The following is a 16,246-nucleotide window of genomic DNA, read 5'->3' as shown; positions in this document are numbered from 1 at the left end:
CTTCCGTGCTTGATCTAGAGTCCGCTCTAGATTTTAGGTTCGGGGCATGACGATCAGCCAGCAGACACCGCTCCAGTCAGGATTCACGGCCGCGTCCTCCGCCGAGGAGGTGATGGCCGACGTCGACCTCGGAGGCAAGACGGCCCTGGTCACCGGCGGATACTCCGGCCTGGGGCTGGAAACCACGCGAGCCCTGGCGCAGGCAGGGGCGCGTGTGCTCGTGCCTGCGCGGCGTCCGGAGCTCGCCCGTGCCCGGCTCGGTGGCCTCGACAGCGTCACCGTGATCCCCATGGACCTGGCCGACCTCGCGAGCGTGCGCACGGCCTGCGAGCAGGTCCGCGAGTCCGAAACGAGGCTGGACATCGCGGTCGCTGCCGCCGGGGTCATGGCATCGCCGAAGCGGCGGGTCGGACCTGGGTGGGAGAGCCAGTTCGCGATCAACCACCTCGGCCACTTCGTCCTCGTCAACCTGCTGTTCCCGCTGCTTGTGAACGCCGGCGGTGCTCGCGTGGTCTCGTACTCCTCGGCCGGACACCACCTCTCTGACATCCGGTGGGACGACCTCGACTTCGACCAGGGCTACGACAAGTGGCTGGCGTACGGCCAGTCGAAGACGGCCAACGTGCTGTTCGCCGTGCACCTCGACGCGATCGCGAAGAACGAAGGGATCGGTGCCTTCTCCCTGCATCCCGGGGCCATCATCACCGACCTGCAGCGCGACATGACCGCCGCCGAACAGGTCGAGCGGGGGTGGATCGATGCAGAAGGGAACGTCATCGGGTCCGGCTTCAAGACGCCGAGCCAAGGGGCGGCGACCGGGCTGTGGGCGGCGACGTCGCCCGCGCTGGAGGGTCGTGGCGGTGTCTACTGCGAGGACTGTGACATCGCCCCGCTCGCCGGCCCGGCAGGATCGATGGACGACGGTGGCGTACGCGGCTACGCCGTCGACCCCGAAAGCGCCGAACGTCTCTGGCAGGTGTCGGCCCAGATCACCGGAGTCCACCTCGATGGCGGAGCCGCAGGGTGACTCACGCCGACGCCACCGACCACGCTCAGACGGTCAGCAGCGCTCCAGGACGTACGCCTCGGCGCGATGCCGGTCCCAGCCGCGAGACTCGTGGAGCCCGCGGGTCAGCATCGCGACGTACGCCTCCGACGGGCGGGTGTGCGCGACGGCGTCGAAGCCGTGCGGCGCGGTGAAGGTGAGCATCGGGAGTCCGTCGCGGCGGCCGACCTCGATCAGGGTCTCGTAGTGTCCCGGGCCGGCCTCGTGGCGACCGTTCTCCAGGCCGTCGATGACGACCCTCTCGATCGGGTCGCCGGGCGAGGGCAGCCGGTTCATCTCCTGGGCGGCGATGTCGGCGAACTGCTCGACGCTCATCCGGTAGGCGCGGGCCGCGGTCCAGGAGCCGGGCGCGTCGTGGTCGTAGAAGGCCACCCCGCCCGTCCAGGTGCGCGACTCGCCCGCGAAGTAGAGCCGTCCGGGGAGGTCGACGGCGACATCGGCGAGCGGCATCGACGGCGTGCGCGCGCCGACATAGGACTGGCGGGCGCCCACCGGCTGGCCGCCCAGGAGGTAGGCAGCGAGGCGGTCACGGCACATGTTCGACCCGTAGCTGACGTACCAGACCTCTGCGCTCATCGCGGGGAGCCTACCGACGTGACGCAGGTCACCCGGCGGGACCTGGCCGCCTGAGAGACGGTCAGAGGACGGCGAGCACCCCGTCGGCGTACTTGTCGAGCTTCGCCTCGCCGATGCCGCTGATCGTGCCGAGCTCGTCGCGGCTGGCCGGCAGCCGGGTCGCGATCTCGCGCAGGGTCGCATCGTGGAAGACGACGTACGCCGGCACCCCCTGCTCCTTGGCGACCTCGCCGCGCCACGCGCGCAGGCGCTCGAAGACCTCAGCGGCCTCCGGCGACAGGTCGGCGGCGGCCACCTTCGGCTTGCGGTCCCCGGAGCCGCTGCGACGGGCCTGCCGGGGTGGCTCCTTGCGGAGCATGAGCTGCTGCTCGCCGCGCAGCACGGGCCCGGCCGGCTCGGCGACCGAGAAGACCCCGTAGCGGTTGTCGACCGCGAGCATCTCGCGAGCCAGCAGCTGGCGGATGACGGAGTGCCAGTCGCTCTCGGCGAGGTCGGTGCCGATCCCGAAGACCGAAAGCTCGTGGTGGCGGAACTGGCGGACCTTCTCGGTCTCCTTGCCGCGCAGGATGTCGACGATCTGGCCGGCACCGAAACGCTGCCCGTTGCGCTCGCGGTCGAGCCGGATGACGGTGGAGAGGACCTTCTGGGCCGGGACGGTGCCGTCCCAGGACTCCGGCGCCGACAGGCAGGTGTCGCAGTTGCCGCACGGCTCCGAGGCCTGCCCGAAGTAGCGCAGCAGCTGCACCCGCCGGCAGTCGACGGTCTCGCACAGCGCGAGCATCGCGTTGAGATGCTGCCCGAGCCGGTGCTTGTGGGCCCGGTCGCCCTCGGAGGTCTCGATCATCTGCCGCTGCTGGACGACGTCGGCCAGCCCGTAGGCCAGCCACGCGGTCGACGGCTGCCCGTCACGCCCGGCCCGGCCGGTCTCCTGGTAGTAGCCCTCGACCGACTTGGGCAGGTCGAGATGGGCCACGAAGCGTACGTCCGGCTTGTCGATCCCCATCCCGAAGGCGATGGTCGCGACCATGACGATGCCGTCCTCGCGCAGGAAGCGGGACTGGTTCTCCGCGCGGATCCGGGCGTCGAGACCGGCGTGGTAGGGGAGCGCCGGGATGCCCTGACCGACCAGCGACGCCGCGGTGCGCTCGACGGAGGCGCGGGAGAGGCAGTAGACGATGCCGGCCTCGCCGGGGTGCTCGGTGCGGATCAGGTCGACGAGCTGCTTGGCGGGCTTGTCCTTCGGCGCGATCCGGTACTGGATGTTGGGCCGGTCGAAGGAGGCCACGAAGTGGCGGGCGTCCTCGAGGTTGAGCCGGGAGGCGATCTCGCGGCGGGTCTCCGCGGTGGCGGTCGCGGTCAGCGCGATCCGCGGCACCTCCGGCCAGCGCTCGTGGAGGTGGGAGAGCTGCAGGTAGTCGGGCCGGAAGTCGTGACCCCACTGCGAGACGCAGTGGGCCTCGTCGATCGCGAAGAGCGAGATCTTGGCCTGGTCGAGCAACCGGCCGGTCTCCGGCACCCGCAGCCGCTCGGGGGCGAGATAGAGCAGGTCGAGCTCGCCGGCCAGCAGCGCCTGCTCCACCTGCTGCCGCTCATGGGGCATCTGGGTGGAGTTGAGGAACCCGGCGCGCACGCCGAGCGCGGAGAGCGCGTCGACCTGGTCCTGCATCAGCGCGATCAGCGGCGAGATGACCACCCCGGTCCCGGCCCTCACCAGGGACGGGATCTGGTAGCACAGCGACTTCCCGCCGCCGGTCGGCATCAGGACCAGGGCGTCGCCGCCCGTGGCCACGTGCGCGACGATCTCGGCCTGGTCGCCGCGGAACTCGTCGTAGCCGAAGACGCGGCGCAGGACTTCCAGCTCCGGGGTCAACTCCATCACGCGAGCGACCCTACCGGCGACCACCGACGGTCCTCCTCAGACCGAGACCTTCTCCCGCTCGACCGGCGCGTCGTCAGGGGCGCTGCCGCCGTGGGCACGCTCGAGCGCGGCGCCCTCGACGTCCACGTTCGGGAGGATGCGGTCGAGCCACTTCGGCAGCCACCACGCCGAGCGCCCGAGCAGGTGCATCAGCGCCGGCATCAGCAACATCCGGACGATGAACGCGTCCAGCAGCACGCCGAGCGCGAGCCCGAAGCCCATCGAGCGGATCATCACCGACTCGGCGAAGATGAACCCGCCGAAGACGGAGACCATGATCAGGCCGGCCGCGATCACGACCGAACGCCCGGCCCGGAAGCCCTGGGCGACGGCGACGCGAGCCGGGGCACCGTGGACGTACGCCTCCCGCATGCCGGAGGCGAGGAACAGTTGGTAGTCCATCGCCAGGCCGAAGAGGATCCCGACGAGCAGGATCGGCAGGAAGCTCAGGATGGGACCGGTGCTGTCGATGCCGATCCACTCCGCGCCGATGCCCTTCTGGAAGACCGCGACCACGACGCCGTACGTCGCCAGCAGCGAGAGCACGAACCCACCGGTCGCGATGAGCGGGACCAGGAGGGAGCGGAAGACCAGGATCAGGATCAGCAGGGAGAGACCGACGACGACGCCGAGGTAGGGGAGGAGTACGTCGTTGAGCCCCTGCGACACGTCGATCGCGACCGCGGTGGCGCCGGCGACACCGAGCGTGATGTCGCCGTTGACGGCCGGCATGTCCCGGATCGCGTTGACCAGCTCGTTGGTGGAGACGCTGTTGGGCCCCTCCTCGGGAACGACCTGGAAGGCGGCGGTGCGACCGTCCCCGGAGACCGCGACCGGCGCCACCGCGCGTACGTCGTCGAGGTCTGCCAGCGCCTTGGCGACCGTCAGCTGGGCGTGCTGGATGCCGGACTCGTCGAGCCCGTCGGGCAGGTCGGCGGCGACCAACAGCGGGCCGTTGGCGCCGGGCCCGAAGCTGTCCTCGGTGATCGTGTAGGCGGTCTTGGCCAGCGACCCCTCGGGCTCCGAGCCGCCGTCGGGCAGGCCGAGGCGCATGTCGAGAGCTGGGATCGCGAGGGCGAGCAGCGCCACCACGGAGGCGACGACCGTGACCACGGCGCGCCAGGTGGGCATCGGCCGGGCGTGGGCCTCGGCGGCGTCCTGCTCCGTGACCTTCTTGCGGGCGCGCTTGGAGACGATGCGGCCGCCGACCAGGCCGAGGATGGCCGGGGTCAGGGTGATCGCGACCAGCACCGCGATCGCGACGCAGGCGGCGCCCACGGAGCCCATCAGGCCGAGGAACGGGATGCCGGTCATGTTGAGCGCGACCAGCGCGACGATCACGGTGGAGCCCGCGAAGACGACGGCGGTGCCGGCGGTGCCGTTGGCGAGCCCGATCGACTCGGTGACGTCGGAGCCGTGGAGCAGCTGCTTGCGGTGCCGGTTGAGGATGAAGAGCGAGTAGTCGATGCCCACGGCCAGGCCGAGCATCAGCCCCAGGATCGGGGTCATCGAGGCCATCTGGACGACCCCGGAGAGGGAGAGCGCGCCGAGCGCGCCGATGCCGACGCCGGTCAGCGCGGTGACCAGCGGGACGCCGGCGCCGATGATCGTGCCGAGCATGACCAGGAGGACGAGCGCGGCGACGCCGACGCCGACGATCTCACCCGGTCCCATCGGGTTGGGTGCCTCCTGAGAGATGTCGGAGGAGACGCCGATCTCGACCCCGTCGATGGGGTGGTCCGTGAAGTGGTCGACCGTGGCCTTCTTGGTCTCCTCGGACATCTCCAGACGTCCGACCGAGTAGGCGACGTTGACCAGGGCGGCCGAGCCGTCGGCGGAGACCATCCGGATCTCCTCGGAGAGCGCGAGCAGCTCGGCGCCGTTCTCGGCCTTGGCGGTGTTGGCCTCGAGATCGGCGGAGCTGTCGTCGATCTTCGCCTGCTGCTGGTCGAGGGCGGCCTGCTGGGCGTCGATCTCGGTGGTCGGCAGGCCGGCGGCCTGCAGCTGGGTGCGGGCCGCGTCGATGTCGGCCTGGGCCTTGTCGAGCTTTGCCTGGGCGCTGTCGAGCCTGGTCCGGCCGGCCTCGAGCTGGGCCTGGCCCTCGGCCACCTTCTCGGCCTGGGCCTCGCGCTGGGCCTCGGTCTGGAACGGGTCGGTGACCGCGGCGACGTCGGGGAGGTCCTCGGCGCTGGTGATCAGCGCCTGGATCTCCTTCTTCTGCGTCGCGCTGAGCGGGGTGCCGTCCTTGGTCTGGAAGGCGATCGTGCCGGAGCCGCCGGCCAGGTCGGGCAGGCCCTGCTGGAGCTCGTCGACCACCTCGGACGAGGGCAGCCCCGGGATGTCGAAGCTCGTGGTGAGCTCACCGGACCAGGCGACGTACGCCCCGGCAGCGCCGGACAGCGCCAGCACCCAGGCAAGGATCACAAGCCAGGCGCGGCGCGCGGCCGTCTTGCCCAATCGATACAACAGCTCCGCCATGGCGGCATCCCTCCGGTAATTCGCAACGGTGCGTCCAGTTAATCACCTGTACGCCGCTGGACAAGGGTCGATGAGCGAGTGATGGGTCACACCTGTGCCTTGGCCAGAAGATGCCACGGGCTCTTAGGATGCCGTTCATGCCAGCGTCAGCAGGAGTGCGCCGTCGAGGTGCCGTACGCAGCGAGGAGGCTCGCATCGCGGTCCTCGGCGCGACCGGGCGGCTCTTCGCGACCCAGGGCTACGACCACCTCACCATCGAGGGCATCGCGGCGGAGGCGGGCGTCTCCAAGCAGACGATCTACCGCTGGTGGTCCTCGAAGAGCGCGGTCGTGGCCGACGCGCTGATCGAGGACAAGCTGCTGCCGGACCACCCCGTGGTCCCCGACACCGGTGACATCCGCGCCGACCTGATCGCGTGGATGCAGAGCCTCATCGACCTCGTCGCCCAGCCCGGCAACGACGGCCTCGTCCGCTCGCTGGTCGCGGCCGCCTGCGAGAACCCCGACATCGGCAACCGCCTCAACGACGCGCTCGGCATCACCGCGACCGTCTCCACCCGCATCGAGGCCGCCGTCGCGGCCGGCCAGCTGCCCGCCGACCTCCCGGTCATGGAGTTCGTACGCGCCCTGGTCGGTGGCTTCGTGCTCCACTCCCTCGAGCGCTCCGAGCCCGCTCCGGACATCGCCGAGCGGCTGGTGCGCGCGCTGCTGCACTGACCGCTTTCTTTACCCAAGAAAGAGGGGGTGTGGAGCCTCGGGGCAGGGCTACGGTGGAGGACATGCCGAAGGTGCCGCCGCCTGTCTATGTCGTCGTCGGCCTGGCCGCCCAGCATCTGCTCGCCCGCGGTCGCCGGCCGACGGTGGTGCGGTCCGTCGCGGCTGGGCTCGTCGCGGCCGGGTCGGTCTATCTCGCGGGCGGCGCGGCTCGCGCGTTCAAGCACAAGGACACCACCTTCAACCCGCTCGAGCCCGAGCGCGCCACCGCGGTCGTCACCGACGGGCCCTACCGCTTCACCCGCAACCCGATGTACGTCGGCATGGCCGGTCTCCTCGCCGCCCACGCGGTCCTGCGGGGTGGTCTGCTGCCGTTCCTTCCCGTCGCCGCCTTCGTCGCCGTCATCGACCGCACCCAGATCCCGGCCGAGGAGAAGGCCCTGTCGTGGAGCTTCGGCGAGGCGTACGACTCCTACCGGGCGGCCACGCCCCGCTGGCTCGGCACGCGACACCGAGACGACCACCGTGGCGAGCCTTGGGGTCAGCGGTGAGAATGTCTGCGTGAGCGACATCGAGTACGTAGAGAACCCGTCCAGGCACCGCTACGAGATCCGCGACGGCGAGACGGTCGCCGGATTCGCGGTCTACCGGCTGCCCGACGACGAGCACGTGGACTTCCTGCACACCGAGGTCGGCGAGGCGTACAACGGGCAGGGGCTGGCCTCGAAGCTGGTGGCGTTCGCGCTGGCCGATGTGAAGGCGAAGGGGAAGCGGATCATCCCGCACTGCCCCTACGTCGCGGGGTGGCTCAAGCGGCACGGCGAGGAGTACGCCGACATCACCGACTGGCCGGCCTGATCAGACCTCCGACGGCTTCCGCGGCTCCAGGCCGAGCTTGGCCAGGGGAGTGCGGGTCATGTGGGCCGAGGGCCAGGCCTGGCCTCGGGTCGAGGAGCCGCGGGAGTAGGGCCTGGCGCCCGACTGGTAGGTCACGAAGAACTCGTCGCCGACCTCGGCGATGCCCTCGGCCAGGTTGGGGAGCCACTGCATGGCGCGGGGCCGGATCGTGACCCGGTCCTGCACGATCAGCTGGCTGCGCCGGCCCGGGCCGCGGGAGACGCTGAAGACGTACTCCTCCTCGCGGACCACGACGCCCTGGGTGCCGACCGGGGTGCGTACGCCGATCGGGGTCTTGATCTGCCAGGAGCCGTCCTTGCGGATGTACTTGTAGAGGCGGTTGTTCGCGTGCGACCCGACGTAGAGCAGGTCCTTCGTGGCCGCGAGGTAGGAGCCTGCGGCGACCGAGACCAGCGGGGCGACCGTGGAGATGGTCGAGAGCGGCTCGGCGTGGACGATCTGGGTGAGGGAGTAGCGGTAGAGACGGGGCGGGTTCCCCTCGCGGCACACGAAGACCTCGTCGCCGATCACCGCGACCCCACCGGCGTTGACCGGGCCGCTCACGCTGCCCTTGGGCCCGCCCAGGTAGACGGCGTTGATGAGCTCGCCGGACGGCTTGTCGACCAGGGCCAGCGCGGAGCCGAGCTTGTCGCCGTAGTAGCCCTGCAGGAGCAGGTCGGCCTCGGGGGAGTACGCCAGCCCCTGGGGGATCCAGCCGTGGTCCTCGTCCCCGGTGAGCACCATCGAGGTGGCGATGTGCGGGATCAGCGGACCCAGTCTGCTGCCGCTGCGGCCCAGCCAGGCCTCGGTGCGGTCGATGCCGCGTTGGACCCACTTCTGCTGCCTTCGCGCGGTCACCTTGGGGTCGATCACGAGCAAAAAATCTATCCGCTCCGACCCTCGTCGGCGGCCGCTTCGGGGTGCGAGTCCGACAACTGTCCACCAGGCGGAACGGTCGAGCGACAGGTTCCATGTACCCGCCGGTATCGGAGGTGGCAGGATCTGCGGACATGACGAAGCACGCCGACGTGATCGTGGTGGGAGCCGGCCTCGCCGGCCTGGCGGCAGCGGCCGAGGCCGCCGACGCGGGAAAGAGTGTTCTGCTCGTCGACCAGGAGCCCGAGCAGTCGCTGGGCGGCCAGGCCTTCTGGAGCCTGGGCGGACTCTTCCTCGTCGACAGCCCCGAGCAGCGCCGCATGGGGATCAAGGACTCGCCCGAGCTGGCGCTCCAGGACTGGATGGGGTCGGCTCAGTTCGACCGTGACGTGGACCTGTGGCCGCGGCGGTGGGCGGAGGCGTACCTCGACTTCGCGGCCGGGGAGAAGCGCTCCTGGCTGCACCAGATGGGCCACCGGATCTTCCCGGTCGTCGGCTGGGCTGAGCGCGGTGACGGCCGCGCCGACGGGCACGGCAACTCGGTGCCGCGCTTCCACATCACCTGGGGGACCGGGCCGGGTGTGGTCGAGCCGTTCGAGCGGCGGGTGCGTGCCCATGCCGACACCGGCCGGATCACCTTCGCCTTCCGGCACCGCGTCGACCAGGTGCTGGTCGAGGACGGTGCCGCCGTCGGCGTCAACGGCAAGGTGCTCGAGCCCAGCGACATCGAGCGTGGACAGGCCTCCTCGCGTACGGAGGTGGAGGACTTCGAGCTGCGTGGCCAGGCCGTGATCGTCACCTCCGGAGGCATCGGCGGCAACCACGACCTGGTCCGCAAGCACTGGCCCTCGCGGCTCGGCACCCCGCCGCAGTCGATGGTCTCCGGTGTGCCCGCGCACGTGGACGGCCGGATGCTCGAGATCACCGCCGCGACCGGCGCGCGGATCATCAACGACGACCGGATGTGGCACTACGTCGAGGGCATCCGCAACTGGGACTCGATCTGGGCCAACCACGGCATCCGGATCCTCCCCGGTCCCTCGTCGCTGTGGCTGGACGCCACCGGCAAGCGCCTGCCGGCGCCGTTCTTCCCCGGCTTCGACACCCTCGGCACGCTCAAGCACCTGCGCGAGACCGGCTACGACTACTCCTGGTTCGTGCTGACCGAGAAGATCATCAAGAAGGAGTTCGCGCTCTCCGGCTCGGAGCAGAACCCCGACCTGACCGGCAAGGACCTCAAGCTGCTCGCCGAGCGGGCCCGCAAGGGCCCCGGCCCGGTGAAGAAGTTCATGGAGCACGGCGAGGACTTCGTGGTCGCCGAGAACCTCACCGCCCTGGTCCACGGCATGAACGGCCTCGCCGAGAAGGACCCGACCGGCCCGCAGATCAACGAGGGCGAGCTGCGCCGGATCATCGAGGCCCGCGACCGCGAGATCGCCAACAACTTCACCAAGGACGCCCAGATCACGGCGCTGTACGCCGCCCGCCACTACCGCGGCGACAAGCTGCAGCGCACCGCCAAGCCCCACCGGATCCTCGACCCCGAGGCCGGCCCGCTGATCGCGGTCAAGCTGCACATCCTCTCCCGCAAGACCCTCGGCGGGCTGGAGACCGACCTGTCGGGCCGCTGCCTGACCTCGGCCGGCACCCCGCTGCCCGGGCTCTACGCGGCCGGCGAGGTCGCCGGCTTCGGCGGCGGCGGGATGATGGGCTACAACGCGCTCGAGGGCACGTTCCTCGGCGGCTGCCTGTTCTCGGGACGTACGGCGGGTCGGGCCGCGGCTGCGGCGATCTGACTCCTCCGGGGTCTGAGCGGAGCGGCCCCGAGCTCGTCGAGACTCAGTGGGCGCCGGAGAGGTTCAGCCCGACCACGCCGACGACGATCATCGCCAGGAAGCCGGCCTTCGCGGCGGTGAGGTGCTCGCCGAGGAACATCACACCGATGCCCGCGACCAGGGCGGTGCCGAGGCCTGACCAGATGGCGTACGCCACCGAGACCGGCATCCGCTCCACGACCACCGACAGCAGCCAGATCGAGGCGCCGTAGCCGGCCAGGACGGCGACGGACCACGGGAGGTTGCGGAATCCCTCGGTGCGGGGGAGCAGCGCGGTGCTGGCGACCTCGATCGCGATCGCGACGACGAGCAGGGTGGCGGCGTACATGGGGGGTCCTCCTGAAGCGTGTGTAGCGACTGCTACATCAGGCAGAAATGTAGCAGTCGCTACAGGTTGGGCATAATGCTTTCCATGGACCGCAAGGAGGAGCTCCTCGAGCAGGTGGTCGAGCACGTGCACAAGCACGGGCTGATCGGGCTGACCCTGCGTCCGCTGGCGGCCGCGATCGGCACCAGCGACCGGATGCTGATCTACCACTTCGGCGGCCGCGACGAGCTGGTCGCCGCGGTGGTGGCGCGCACCAACGAGCTCTCCGTCGCGGCGGTCGCGGCGCTGCCGCCGGCCGCCGACGTACGGGCCGGGGTGGAGGCGCTGTGGCGGGCCTACCGCTGCGACCCGCTGCACAGCTGCCTGCAGATCTACCTGCAGGCGGCCGCGACCGGGCTGATCGGGATGGAGCCCTACCGCTCGGTCGTCCGGGAGACCAACGAGCTCTGGTACGCCGCGCTGCGCGACTACATCACCGCGTGCGGCGCGCCGCCGGAGCGGGCCGGCCGGATCGTCACGCTGGTGGACTCCTCGCTGTTCGGCTTCCATCTCGACCTGGCCACCGACAGGCCCGACGAGCTCGCCGCGGGCGTGGCCGACCTCGCCGCGGCCGCGGGAGCGATCGCCTCAGCCTGAGACCAGGCGCAGCCTGCGCTCCGCGCGGCGTACGACGACCTGCTGGCCCCACGACAACGCGAGCGTGTCGGTCTCGATGCCGTCGCCGAAGGCGACCAGGCGGTCGGACTCCACCTCGATCGTGAGGCAGTCGCCCGTCTGCTCGCCGCCGGCCAGCGTGCCCTCGGTCTGGGTCGTCCCGGTCGCCGGCGAGGGCCACGCCTCCCGCACGAACCAGGCCAGCTCCGGGGCCGAAGGCGTGGGAAGCGTGAGCGTGCTGTGCCGCTCGACCCACGCCGACCGCGCCCATCCGGTGGCACCCGTGCCGGTCGCGACGATCAGACCGGAGGAGGCCTGCGACTCCGTCCGGCCGGCCACGGTGAGCCGGTAGCGGGCGGTCTGGTGGGTGGCCTGGCCGACGTACACCTCGTTGAGCGCGACCAGCGACTGACCGTCGTCGGCGACCGCCTCGACCATGGTCCGCTCCTCGCACGTGCCGGTCGAGCGGATCAGGTCGGCGGCGGCGCGCGGCGGGTAGCGCACGAGCACACCCGCGTTCCGGCCCGGCTCGGGGTCGATCCCGATCACCGGCTGCCCGTCGAGGTACTTCGCCACGTTGGCGACCAGGCCGTCCTGGCCGACCACGACCACGATGTCCTCGGGGCCGAAGAGGAACCGGTCGAGATCGCCCCGCTCGACCGACCCCTGCCGCCAGTCGAGCGGGATCGCGGCGCCGACCTGCGAGATCGCCGCCTTCAGAGTCTCGTGACGGCCCTGCACCTCGGCCAGATCACGGCCCCTGCTGGAAAGGAAGAAGCCGACCTGGCCGAGGGTGCCGTGCCGGGCGACGAGCTCCTCCAGCTCGGTGGCCCGGTGGACCAGCACCACGCGCGGGGCGACGCTCATGCCGCCTCCGTGCTCCGCGCGCCGAGCTTGGCGAGGACCGGCGCGAGCAGGTCGGGGGTGAGCGCCAGGTGCTCGATCTGGGGCAGGTTGGCGGCCAGCTCCTTGAGGGCGAGGCCGAGCAGGACCGCCTCGGGCAGGTCGCGGTAGGCGGCCAGGGCGGCGGCCTCGGCATCCGCCTTCGCCAGCCCGGTGGCCCGGGTGGCCTGGGCGTTCGCCTCGGCCAGCACCTGGGTGCGCTCGGCCTCGGCGGCGGTCGCGATCCGGGCGGCAGCGGCCTTCTCCTCGGCGCTGCGCCGCGCGTTGACGCCCTGCTGGCCGACCAGCTGTTCCTCGCGGCGGGCGAGCTCGATCTTGTTCTGCAGCTCGTTCTCGGAGATGGCCCGCTCGCGCTCGACCGCCGTCGCGCGCCGTTCGTACGTCGCCTTGTCGGCGTCCGCCTGGACCCGCTCGCGGGTCGGGGTGAGGAGCGCCTTCTCCACCTCGGGCTCGGGACGCAGCGCGACGACCCGCACGCCCAGGATCGCGAGCCCGGTGGCGGTCAGCCGCTCGTCGCCACCCAGGCCGGCGGCGATCGCGTCGCGCACCGGCCCGACGCCGCCGGCGAGCACGTCGGCCAGGCTCTGGGCGGCGATGAGGTCGAGGGCGTACTGCTGCGCGGTCTCGGTCAGCAGGCCGGCGACCTGGTCGAGCGGGCTGCCGCGCCAGCGGCCGTTCTCGGGGTCGATGGAGAAGTCGATGCGGCCGGCGACCGCGGCCGGGTCGACGATCCGGAAGCTGACCGTGGCCTGTGTGGTCAGGTCCTGGAAGTCCGCGGTGCGCGCGTGAAAGAGCAGCGGCAGCTCGCGGTCGTCGACAGGCACCTCGGAGAGGACCGCGGAGAGCGGGCGGTACCAGAACGAGACGCCGACGCCGCTGTGGCGGACGGTGCCGTTGTGCAGGTGCTGGACGTGGGTGGTGGTGCTCCCGCGCAGGTGGCGGAGGAAGGGGTAGCGGGCGATGTCGGCCATCTCGGACTCCGTGTCTGTTCCGTCGGATTTATTAGCGTCACAATGACGATAAGGCGTGGCGCGCTTGTCGTCAAGATGACGATTGGTGCAAGATCGGCCCCATGGAGCACCCCCCAGGCCACGTGAGCAAGGTCGCCGTCACCGTCGACCTCGTCGTGCTCACCGTCCGTGACGATGCGCTCTGCGCCCTGGTCGTCCGCCGCGGCATCGAGCCGTTCGCCGGCGCTTGGGCGCTTCCGGGCGGGTTCGTCCTCGAGGACGAGGGCCTGGAGGAGGCCGCTGCGCGCGAGCTCGCCGAGGAGACCGGCCTGCGCCCGGGGAGCGTGCACGTCGAGCAGCTGGCGACGTACGGCGCGCCGGGGCGAGACCCGCGGGCGCGGGTGGTGACGGTCGCCTATCTCGCGCTGGCGCCCGACCTCCCGGTGCCCGCGGCGGGCTCGGACGCGGCCGACGCGCAGTGGTGCCGGGTCGATGCGCTGCTGGCCGGCGACGACCTCGCCTTCGACCACGCCGCCATCCTGCGCGACGGCGTCGAGCGGGCCCGCTCCAAGCTGGAGTACTCCCCGCTGGGCGCGGCCTTCTGTGCCGAGGAGTTCACCGTCGCCGAGCTGCGCCGGGTCTACGAGATCGTCTGGGGCGAGCGGCTCGATCCTCGCAACTTCCACCGCAAGGTCACCAAGACCGAGGCCTTCCTCGAGCCCACGGGCGCCACCACGACCCGCGACGGCGGCCGCCCGGCCCAGCTCTTCCGCCGCGGCTCGGCTGAGCATCTGCACCCGCCGCTGCTGCGCCGTACGGCGTCGCTGGACGTCACCGCAGGACCCTGATCTCCTTCGCTGGGGGAGCGGCGTACCCGTCGTGCTTGCTGGTGCTCAGCCCGAGTCGGACCAGCTTCTCGACCTCGGCAGTCGCCGCGGCGACGCCGTCGACGACGGGCACCTCGAGCTCCTTGGAGAGCCGGGCGCACAGGTCGGCCATCCCGGCGCAGCCGAGGACGATCGCCTCCGAGCCGTCCTCGGCCAGCGCCCGGCGGCAGGCGGCCAGGATCGTCGCGTACGCCTCGGGGTCGGTCTCCAGATCGACGACCGGGATCCGGCAGGCATGGACGCCGCCGACCAGGTCGGCGACGCCGTAGTCGCGCGCGATCGACCAGGTGTGCGCGATGACCCGCGGCAGCGTGGTGACCACCGAGAACCTCCGGGACAGGTACGCCGCCGTGCGCATCGCCGCCTCCGCGATCCCGACCACCGGGCCGGTGAGGATCTCCCGGGCCGCGTGCAGCCCGGGGTCGCCGAAGCAGGCGATCACGAACCCGTCGTACGCCGCGCCCTCCCGCTCCAGGACGCCGAGCAGATGGGGCACCGCGATCGCCTCGTCGTAGTGCGACTCCAGCGAGACCGGCCCGGCACCCGGGTCGATCGCGTCGACGACCACGCCCGGGCCGACGCTCGCCCGGGCGCACTCGCCGATCAGTGCGGTCATCGACGCCGAGCTGTTCGGGTTGACGACCAGGACCCGCATCAGGCGGGCTCCGAGGCGGGCTCGGTGGCGGGCTCCGAGGAGGGCTCCGTGGCAGCGGCCTCGGAGAACACGTAGTACGCCACGAACCCGATGCCGCAGCCGATGAACCAGGAGTAGTCGGGCAGCCAGGTGAGCACGCCGCCGAGCTTCGGGACGAGCACCGACGCGAACGAGAACGCTGCGGCCACCACGAGCGCGTAGACGGCCTTGGGGTTGGTGCCCCGGGTGTAGTAGTAGGTGCCCGACTCGGAGAGGGTGTAGAGGTCGTCGACGACGATCTTCTGGCCCCTGACCAGGTAGAAGTCCGCGATCAGGATGCCGAACAGCGGCCCGATCAGGGCGCCGAGGAGGCCGAGGGTCCAGAAGATCGCCTCGTCGTTGGCGTACCAGTTCCAGGGGGTCAGCAGCACCGAGCCGCCGGCCGCGATCATGCCGCCCATCCGCCAGGAGATCTTCTGCGGGGCGACGTTGGAGAAGTCGAACGCCGGTGAGATGAAGTTGGCGACGATGTTGATGCCGACGGTCGCGATCACGAAGGTCAGCCCGCCGAGCAGGACGGCGGTGTAGGTGTCGATCCGCTCGATCGTGGCCACCGGGTCGGTGATCAGCTCACCGAAGACGGGGATGGTCGCCGATGCGGTGAGCACGGTGAGCAGCGAGAAGAGCACGAAGTTGACCGGAAGGCCCCAGAAGTTGCCGGTCTTGACGGCCTTGAACGACTTCCCGTAGCGCGCGAAGTCGCCGAAGTTCAGCATGGGGCCGGAGAAGTAGGAGACCACGAGCGCGATCGCGCCGAGCATCGCCGTCACCTGCTGGCCGACGGTCAGCTCCTTGTCGGACAGCGAGAAGGAGACGTTCCAGTCGGCGCGGTAGAGCATGTAGACGCACAGCGCCAGCATCGCCACGTAGACCGCCGGCCCGCAGAAGTCGATGAACCTGCGGATCGACTCCATGCCGCGCCAGAACACCAGGGCCTGGGCGACCCAGAGGATCGCGAAGCTCACGTAGCCGAGATAGGAGAGGCCGAGGAAGGAGTGGTCGGCGGTCGCATAGGTCGCCAGCGAGGGGAAGAGCTTGAGGATCACGATGGTGAGCGACCCGGCGGCGAGGAAGGTCTGCACGCCGTACCAGGCGATCGCGATCGACCCGCGGATGATCGCCGGGATGTTGGCACCGAGCACGCCGAACGAGGCCCGCGAGACCACTGGGTAGGGCGTCCCGGTCTGCTGGCTCGGCTTGGCGACCAGGTTGCAGAAGATCTGCACCAGCACGATCCCGGCGATCAGGCAGACGAAGACCTGCCAGCCGGTGAGGCCGAGCGCGAAGAGGGCTCCGGCGGTGACGTACCCGCCGACGCTGTGCACGTCCGACATCCAGAAGGCGAAGATGTTGTACCAGCCCCACTTCTGCTCGGGCAGCGGGTCGAGGTCCTCGTTCGACAGTCGGGGATGGTAGGCGGGCGGTGCTGTCACCTCGGTCATCACGGTCTCCTTCGGGTGGGGGTCACCCC

Annotated in this window: 16 protein-coding genes; 7 read left to right on the top strand and 9 right to left on the bottom strand. The window is 70.9% G+C overall.

Translation table 11 applies throughout. The features are described 5' to 3' along the window. Nucleotides 1–46: 46 nt before the first annotated feature. Nucleotides 47–1,027 carry an SDR family NAD(P)-dependent oxidoreductase gene (locus HD557_RS19485; RefSeq protein ID WP_196875091.1) on the top strand — a complete coding sequence of 327 codons (981 nt, stop codon included), beginning with the start codon at nt 47–49 and terminating at the stop codon, nt 1,025–1,027. 33 nt (nt 1,028–1,060) lie between these two features. On the opposite strand, the gene HD557_RS19480 is transcribed toward HD557_RS19485, so the two are convergent. The 3 genes from HD557_RS19480 to HD557_RS19470 all read right to left on the bottom strand — a co-directional run bounded on the left by HD557_RS19480 (nt 1,061) and on the right by HD557_RS19470 (nt 6,038). Beyond that, nucleotides 1,061–1,642 carry a histone deacetylase gene (locus tag HD557_RS19480; protein ID WP_196875090.1) on the bottom strand — a complete coding sequence of 194 codons (582 nt, stop codon included), beginning with the start codon at nt 1,640–1,642 and terminating at the stop codon, nt 1,061–1,063. Nucleotides 1,643–1,703: 61 nt separating this feature from the next. After that, the gene (recQ, locus tag HD557_RS19475) at nt 1,704–3,518 is read right to left on the bottom strand and encodes a DNA helicase RecQ (RefSeq protein ID WP_231381403.1); all 1,815 of its coding nucleotides are present in this window, start codon (nt 3,516–3,518) and stop codon (nt 1,704–1,706) included. 39 nt (nt 3,519–3,557) lie between these two features. Continuing rightward, the gene (locus tag HD557_RS19470) at nt 3,558–6,038 is read right to left on the bottom strand and encodes an MMPL family transporter (RefSeq protein ID WP_196875088.1); all 2,481 of its coding nucleotides are present in this window, start codon (nt 6,036–6,038) and stop codon (nt 3,558–3,560) included. Nucleotides 6,039–6,175: 137 nt separating this feature from the next. On the opposite strand from HD557_RS19470, the gene HD557_RS19465 reads away from it, so the two are divergent. From HD557_RS19465 to HD557_RS19455, 3 genes are all read left to right on the top strand, one after another. Further along, a complete protein-coding gene (locus tag HD557_RS19465; protein ID WP_196875087.1) occupies nt 6,176–6,754 on the top strand; it encodes a TetR/AcrR family transcriptional regulator in 579 nt (192 codons plus the stop codon). 62 nt (nt 6,755–6,816) lie between these two features. Continuing rightward, a complete protein-coding gene (locus HD557_RS19460) occupies nt 6,817–7,302 on the top strand; it encodes a methyltransferase family protein (protein WP_196875086.1) in 486 nt (161 codons plus the stop codon). 10 nt (nt 7,303–7,312) lie between these two features. After that, complete coding sequence (locus HD557_RS19455; RefSeq protein WP_040755292.1) at nt 7,313–7,609, top strand: GNAT family N-acetyltransferase; 297 nt, start codon at nt 7,313–7,315, stop codon at nt 7,607–7,609. Here HD557_RS19455 and HD557_RS19450 read toward each other — a convergent pair whose 3' ends face one another. Beyond that, on the bottom strand, nt 7,610–8,521 hold the full coding sequence (locus tag HD557_RS19450; protein ID WP_008358867.1) for a hypothetical protein: 912 nt from the start codon (nt 8,519–8,521) through the stop codon (nt 7,610–7,612). A 137-nt stretch (nt 8,522–8,658) separates the two neighbouring features. Between HD557_RS19450 and HD557_RS19445 the strand changes: the two genes are divergently transcribed. Continuing rightward, on the top strand, nt 8,659–10,320 hold the full coding sequence (locus HD557_RS19445) for an FAD-binding dehydrogenase (protein WP_008358865.1): 1,662 nt from the start codon (nt 8,659–8,661) through the stop codon (nt 10,318–10,320). 43 nt (nt 10,321–10,363) lie between these two features. Here HD557_RS19445 and HD557_RS19440 read toward each other — a convergent pair whose 3' ends face one another. Next, nucleotides 10,364–10,687, bottom strand: a complete 324-nt coding sequence (locus HD557_RS19440; RefSeq protein WP_196875084.1) for a DMT family transporter — start codon at nt 10,685–10,687, stop codon at nt 10,364–10,366. Between the two features lie 84 nt (nt 10,688–10,771). Between HD557_RS19440 and HD557_RS19435 the strand changes: the two genes are divergently transcribed. After that, nucleotides 10,772–11,323 (top strand): TetR/AcrR family transcriptional regulator, encoded by a 552-nt coding sequence (locus HD557_RS19435; protein WP_231380368.1) that lies wholly within the window; start codon nt 10,772–10,774, stop codon nt 11,321–11,323. Here the strand turns inward: HD557_RS19435 and HD557_RS19430 are convergent. Together HD557_RS19430 and HD557_RS19425 are read right to left on the bottom strand one after the other, a co-directional pair. Further along, nucleotides 11,315–12,208, bottom strand: a complete 894-nt coding sequence (locus tag HD557_RS19430) for an NAD(+)/NADH kinase (protein WP_196875082.1) — start codon at nt 12,206–12,208, stop codon at nt 11,315–11,317. The two genes, HD557_RS19435 and HD557_RS19430, sit on opposite strands and share 9 nt — an antisense overlap. Next, nucleotides 12,205–13,215, bottom strand: coding sequence for an SPFH domain-containing protein (locus HD557_RS19425; RefSeq protein ID WP_196875081.1), 1,011 nt, complete (start codon nt 13,213–13,215; stop codon nt 12,205–12,207). The genes HD557_RS19430 and HD557_RS19425 overlap by 4 nt, the downstream gene beginning before the upstream one ends. A gap of 101 nt (nt 13,216–13,316) precedes the next feature. Here HD557_RS19425 and HD557_RS19420 point away from each other — a divergent pair, with 101 nt between their 5' ends. Further along, nucleotides 13,317–14,042: an NUDIX hydrolase gene (locus HD557_RS19420; protein WP_196875080.1), complete on the top strand. Its 726-nt coding sequence runs from the start codon at nt 13,317–13,319 to the stop codon at nt 14,040–14,042. On the opposite strand, the gene HD557_RS19415 is transcribed toward HD557_RS19420, so the two are convergent. Together HD557_RS19415 and HD557_RS19410 are read right to left on the bottom strand one after the other, a co-directional pair. Next, on the bottom strand, nt 14,026–14,736 hold the full coding sequence (locus HD557_RS19415; RefSeq protein WP_008358852.1) for an aspartate/glutamate racemase family protein: 711 nt from the start codon (nt 14,734–14,736) through the stop codon (nt 14,026–14,028). The two genes, HD557_RS19420 and HD557_RS19415, sit on opposite strands and share 17 nt — an antisense overlap. After that, on the bottom strand, nt 14,736–16,217 hold the full coding sequence (locus tag HD557_RS19410) for an NCS1 family nucleobase:cation symporter-1 (protein ID WP_008358850.1): 1,482 nt from the start codon (nt 16,215–16,217) through the stop codon (nt 14,736–14,738). Before HD557_RS19410 ends, HD557_RS19415 begins: the two co-directional genes overlap by 1 nt. Nucleotides 16,218–16,246 lie beyond the last annotated feature (29 nt).

Source organism: Nocardioides luteus (genome assembly GCF_015752315.1).
Taxonomy (GTDB): domain Bacteria; phylum Actinomycetota; class Actinomycetes; order Propionibacteriales; family Nocardioidaceae; genus Nocardioides.
Note: the sequence above shows the minus strand (reverse complement) of the source record. Positions and strands in the feature narration are given on the sequence as shown.

Bases quoted from the DNA above. Each gene is read 5' to 3' on its own strand.
- HD557_RS19485 (WP_196875091.1), top strand. From the start codon at position 47: ATGACGATCAGCCAGCAGACACCGCTCCAGTCAGGATTCACGGCCGCG.
- HD557_RS19480 (WP_196875090.1), bottom strand. From the start codon at position 1,642: ATGAGCGCAGAGGTCTGGTACGTCAGCTACGGGTCGAACATGTGCCGT.
- recQ (WP_231381403.1), bottom strand. From the start codon at position 3,518: ATGGAGTTGACCCCGGAGCTGGAAGTCCTGCGCCGCGTCTTCGGCTAC.
- HD557_RS19470 (WP_196875088.1), bottom strand. From the start codon at position 6,038: ATGGCGGAGCTGTTGTATCGATTGGGCAAGACGGCCGCGCGCCGCGCC.
- HD557_RS19465 (WP_196875087.1), top strand. From the start codon at position 6,176: ATGCCAGCGTCAGCAGGAGTGCGCCGTCGAGGTGCCGTACGCAGCGAG.
- HD557_RS19460 (WP_196875086.1), top strand. From the start codon at position 6,817: ATGCCGAAGGTGCCGCCGCCTGTCTATGTCGTCGTCGGCCTGGCCGCC.
- HD557_RS19445 (WP_008358865.1), top strand. From the start codon at position 8,659: ATGACGAAGCACGCCGACGTGATCGTGGTGGGAGCCGGCCTCGCCGGC.
- HD557_RS19440 (WP_196875084.1), bottom strand. From the start codon at position 10,687: ATGTACGCCGCCACCCTGCTCGTCGTCGCGATCGCGATCGAGGTCGCC.
- HD557_RS19435 (WP_231380368.1), top strand. From the start codon at position 10,772: ATGGACCGCAAGGAGGAGCTCCTCGAGCAGGTGGTCGAGCACGTGCAC.
- HD557_RS19430 (WP_196875082.1), bottom strand. From the start codon at position 12,208: ATGAGCGTCGCCCCGCGCGTGGTGCTGGTCCACCGGGCCACCGAGCTG.
- HD557_RS19425 (WP_196875081.1), bottom strand. From the start codon at position 13,215: ATGGCCGACATCGCCCGCTACCCCTTCCTCCGCCACCTGCGCGGGAGC.
- HD557_RS19420 (WP_196875080.1), top strand. From the start codon at position 13,317: ATGGAGCACCCCCCAGGCCACGTGAGCAAGGTCGCCGTCACCGTCGAC.
- HD557_RS19415 (WP_008358852.1), bottom strand. From the start codon at position 14,736: ATGCGGGTCCTGGTCGTCAACCCGAACAGCTCGGCGTCGATGACCGCA.
- HD557_RS19410 (WP_008358850.1), bottom strand. From the start codon at position 16,217: ATGACCGAGGTGACAGCACCGCCCGCCTACCATCCCCGACTGTCGAAC.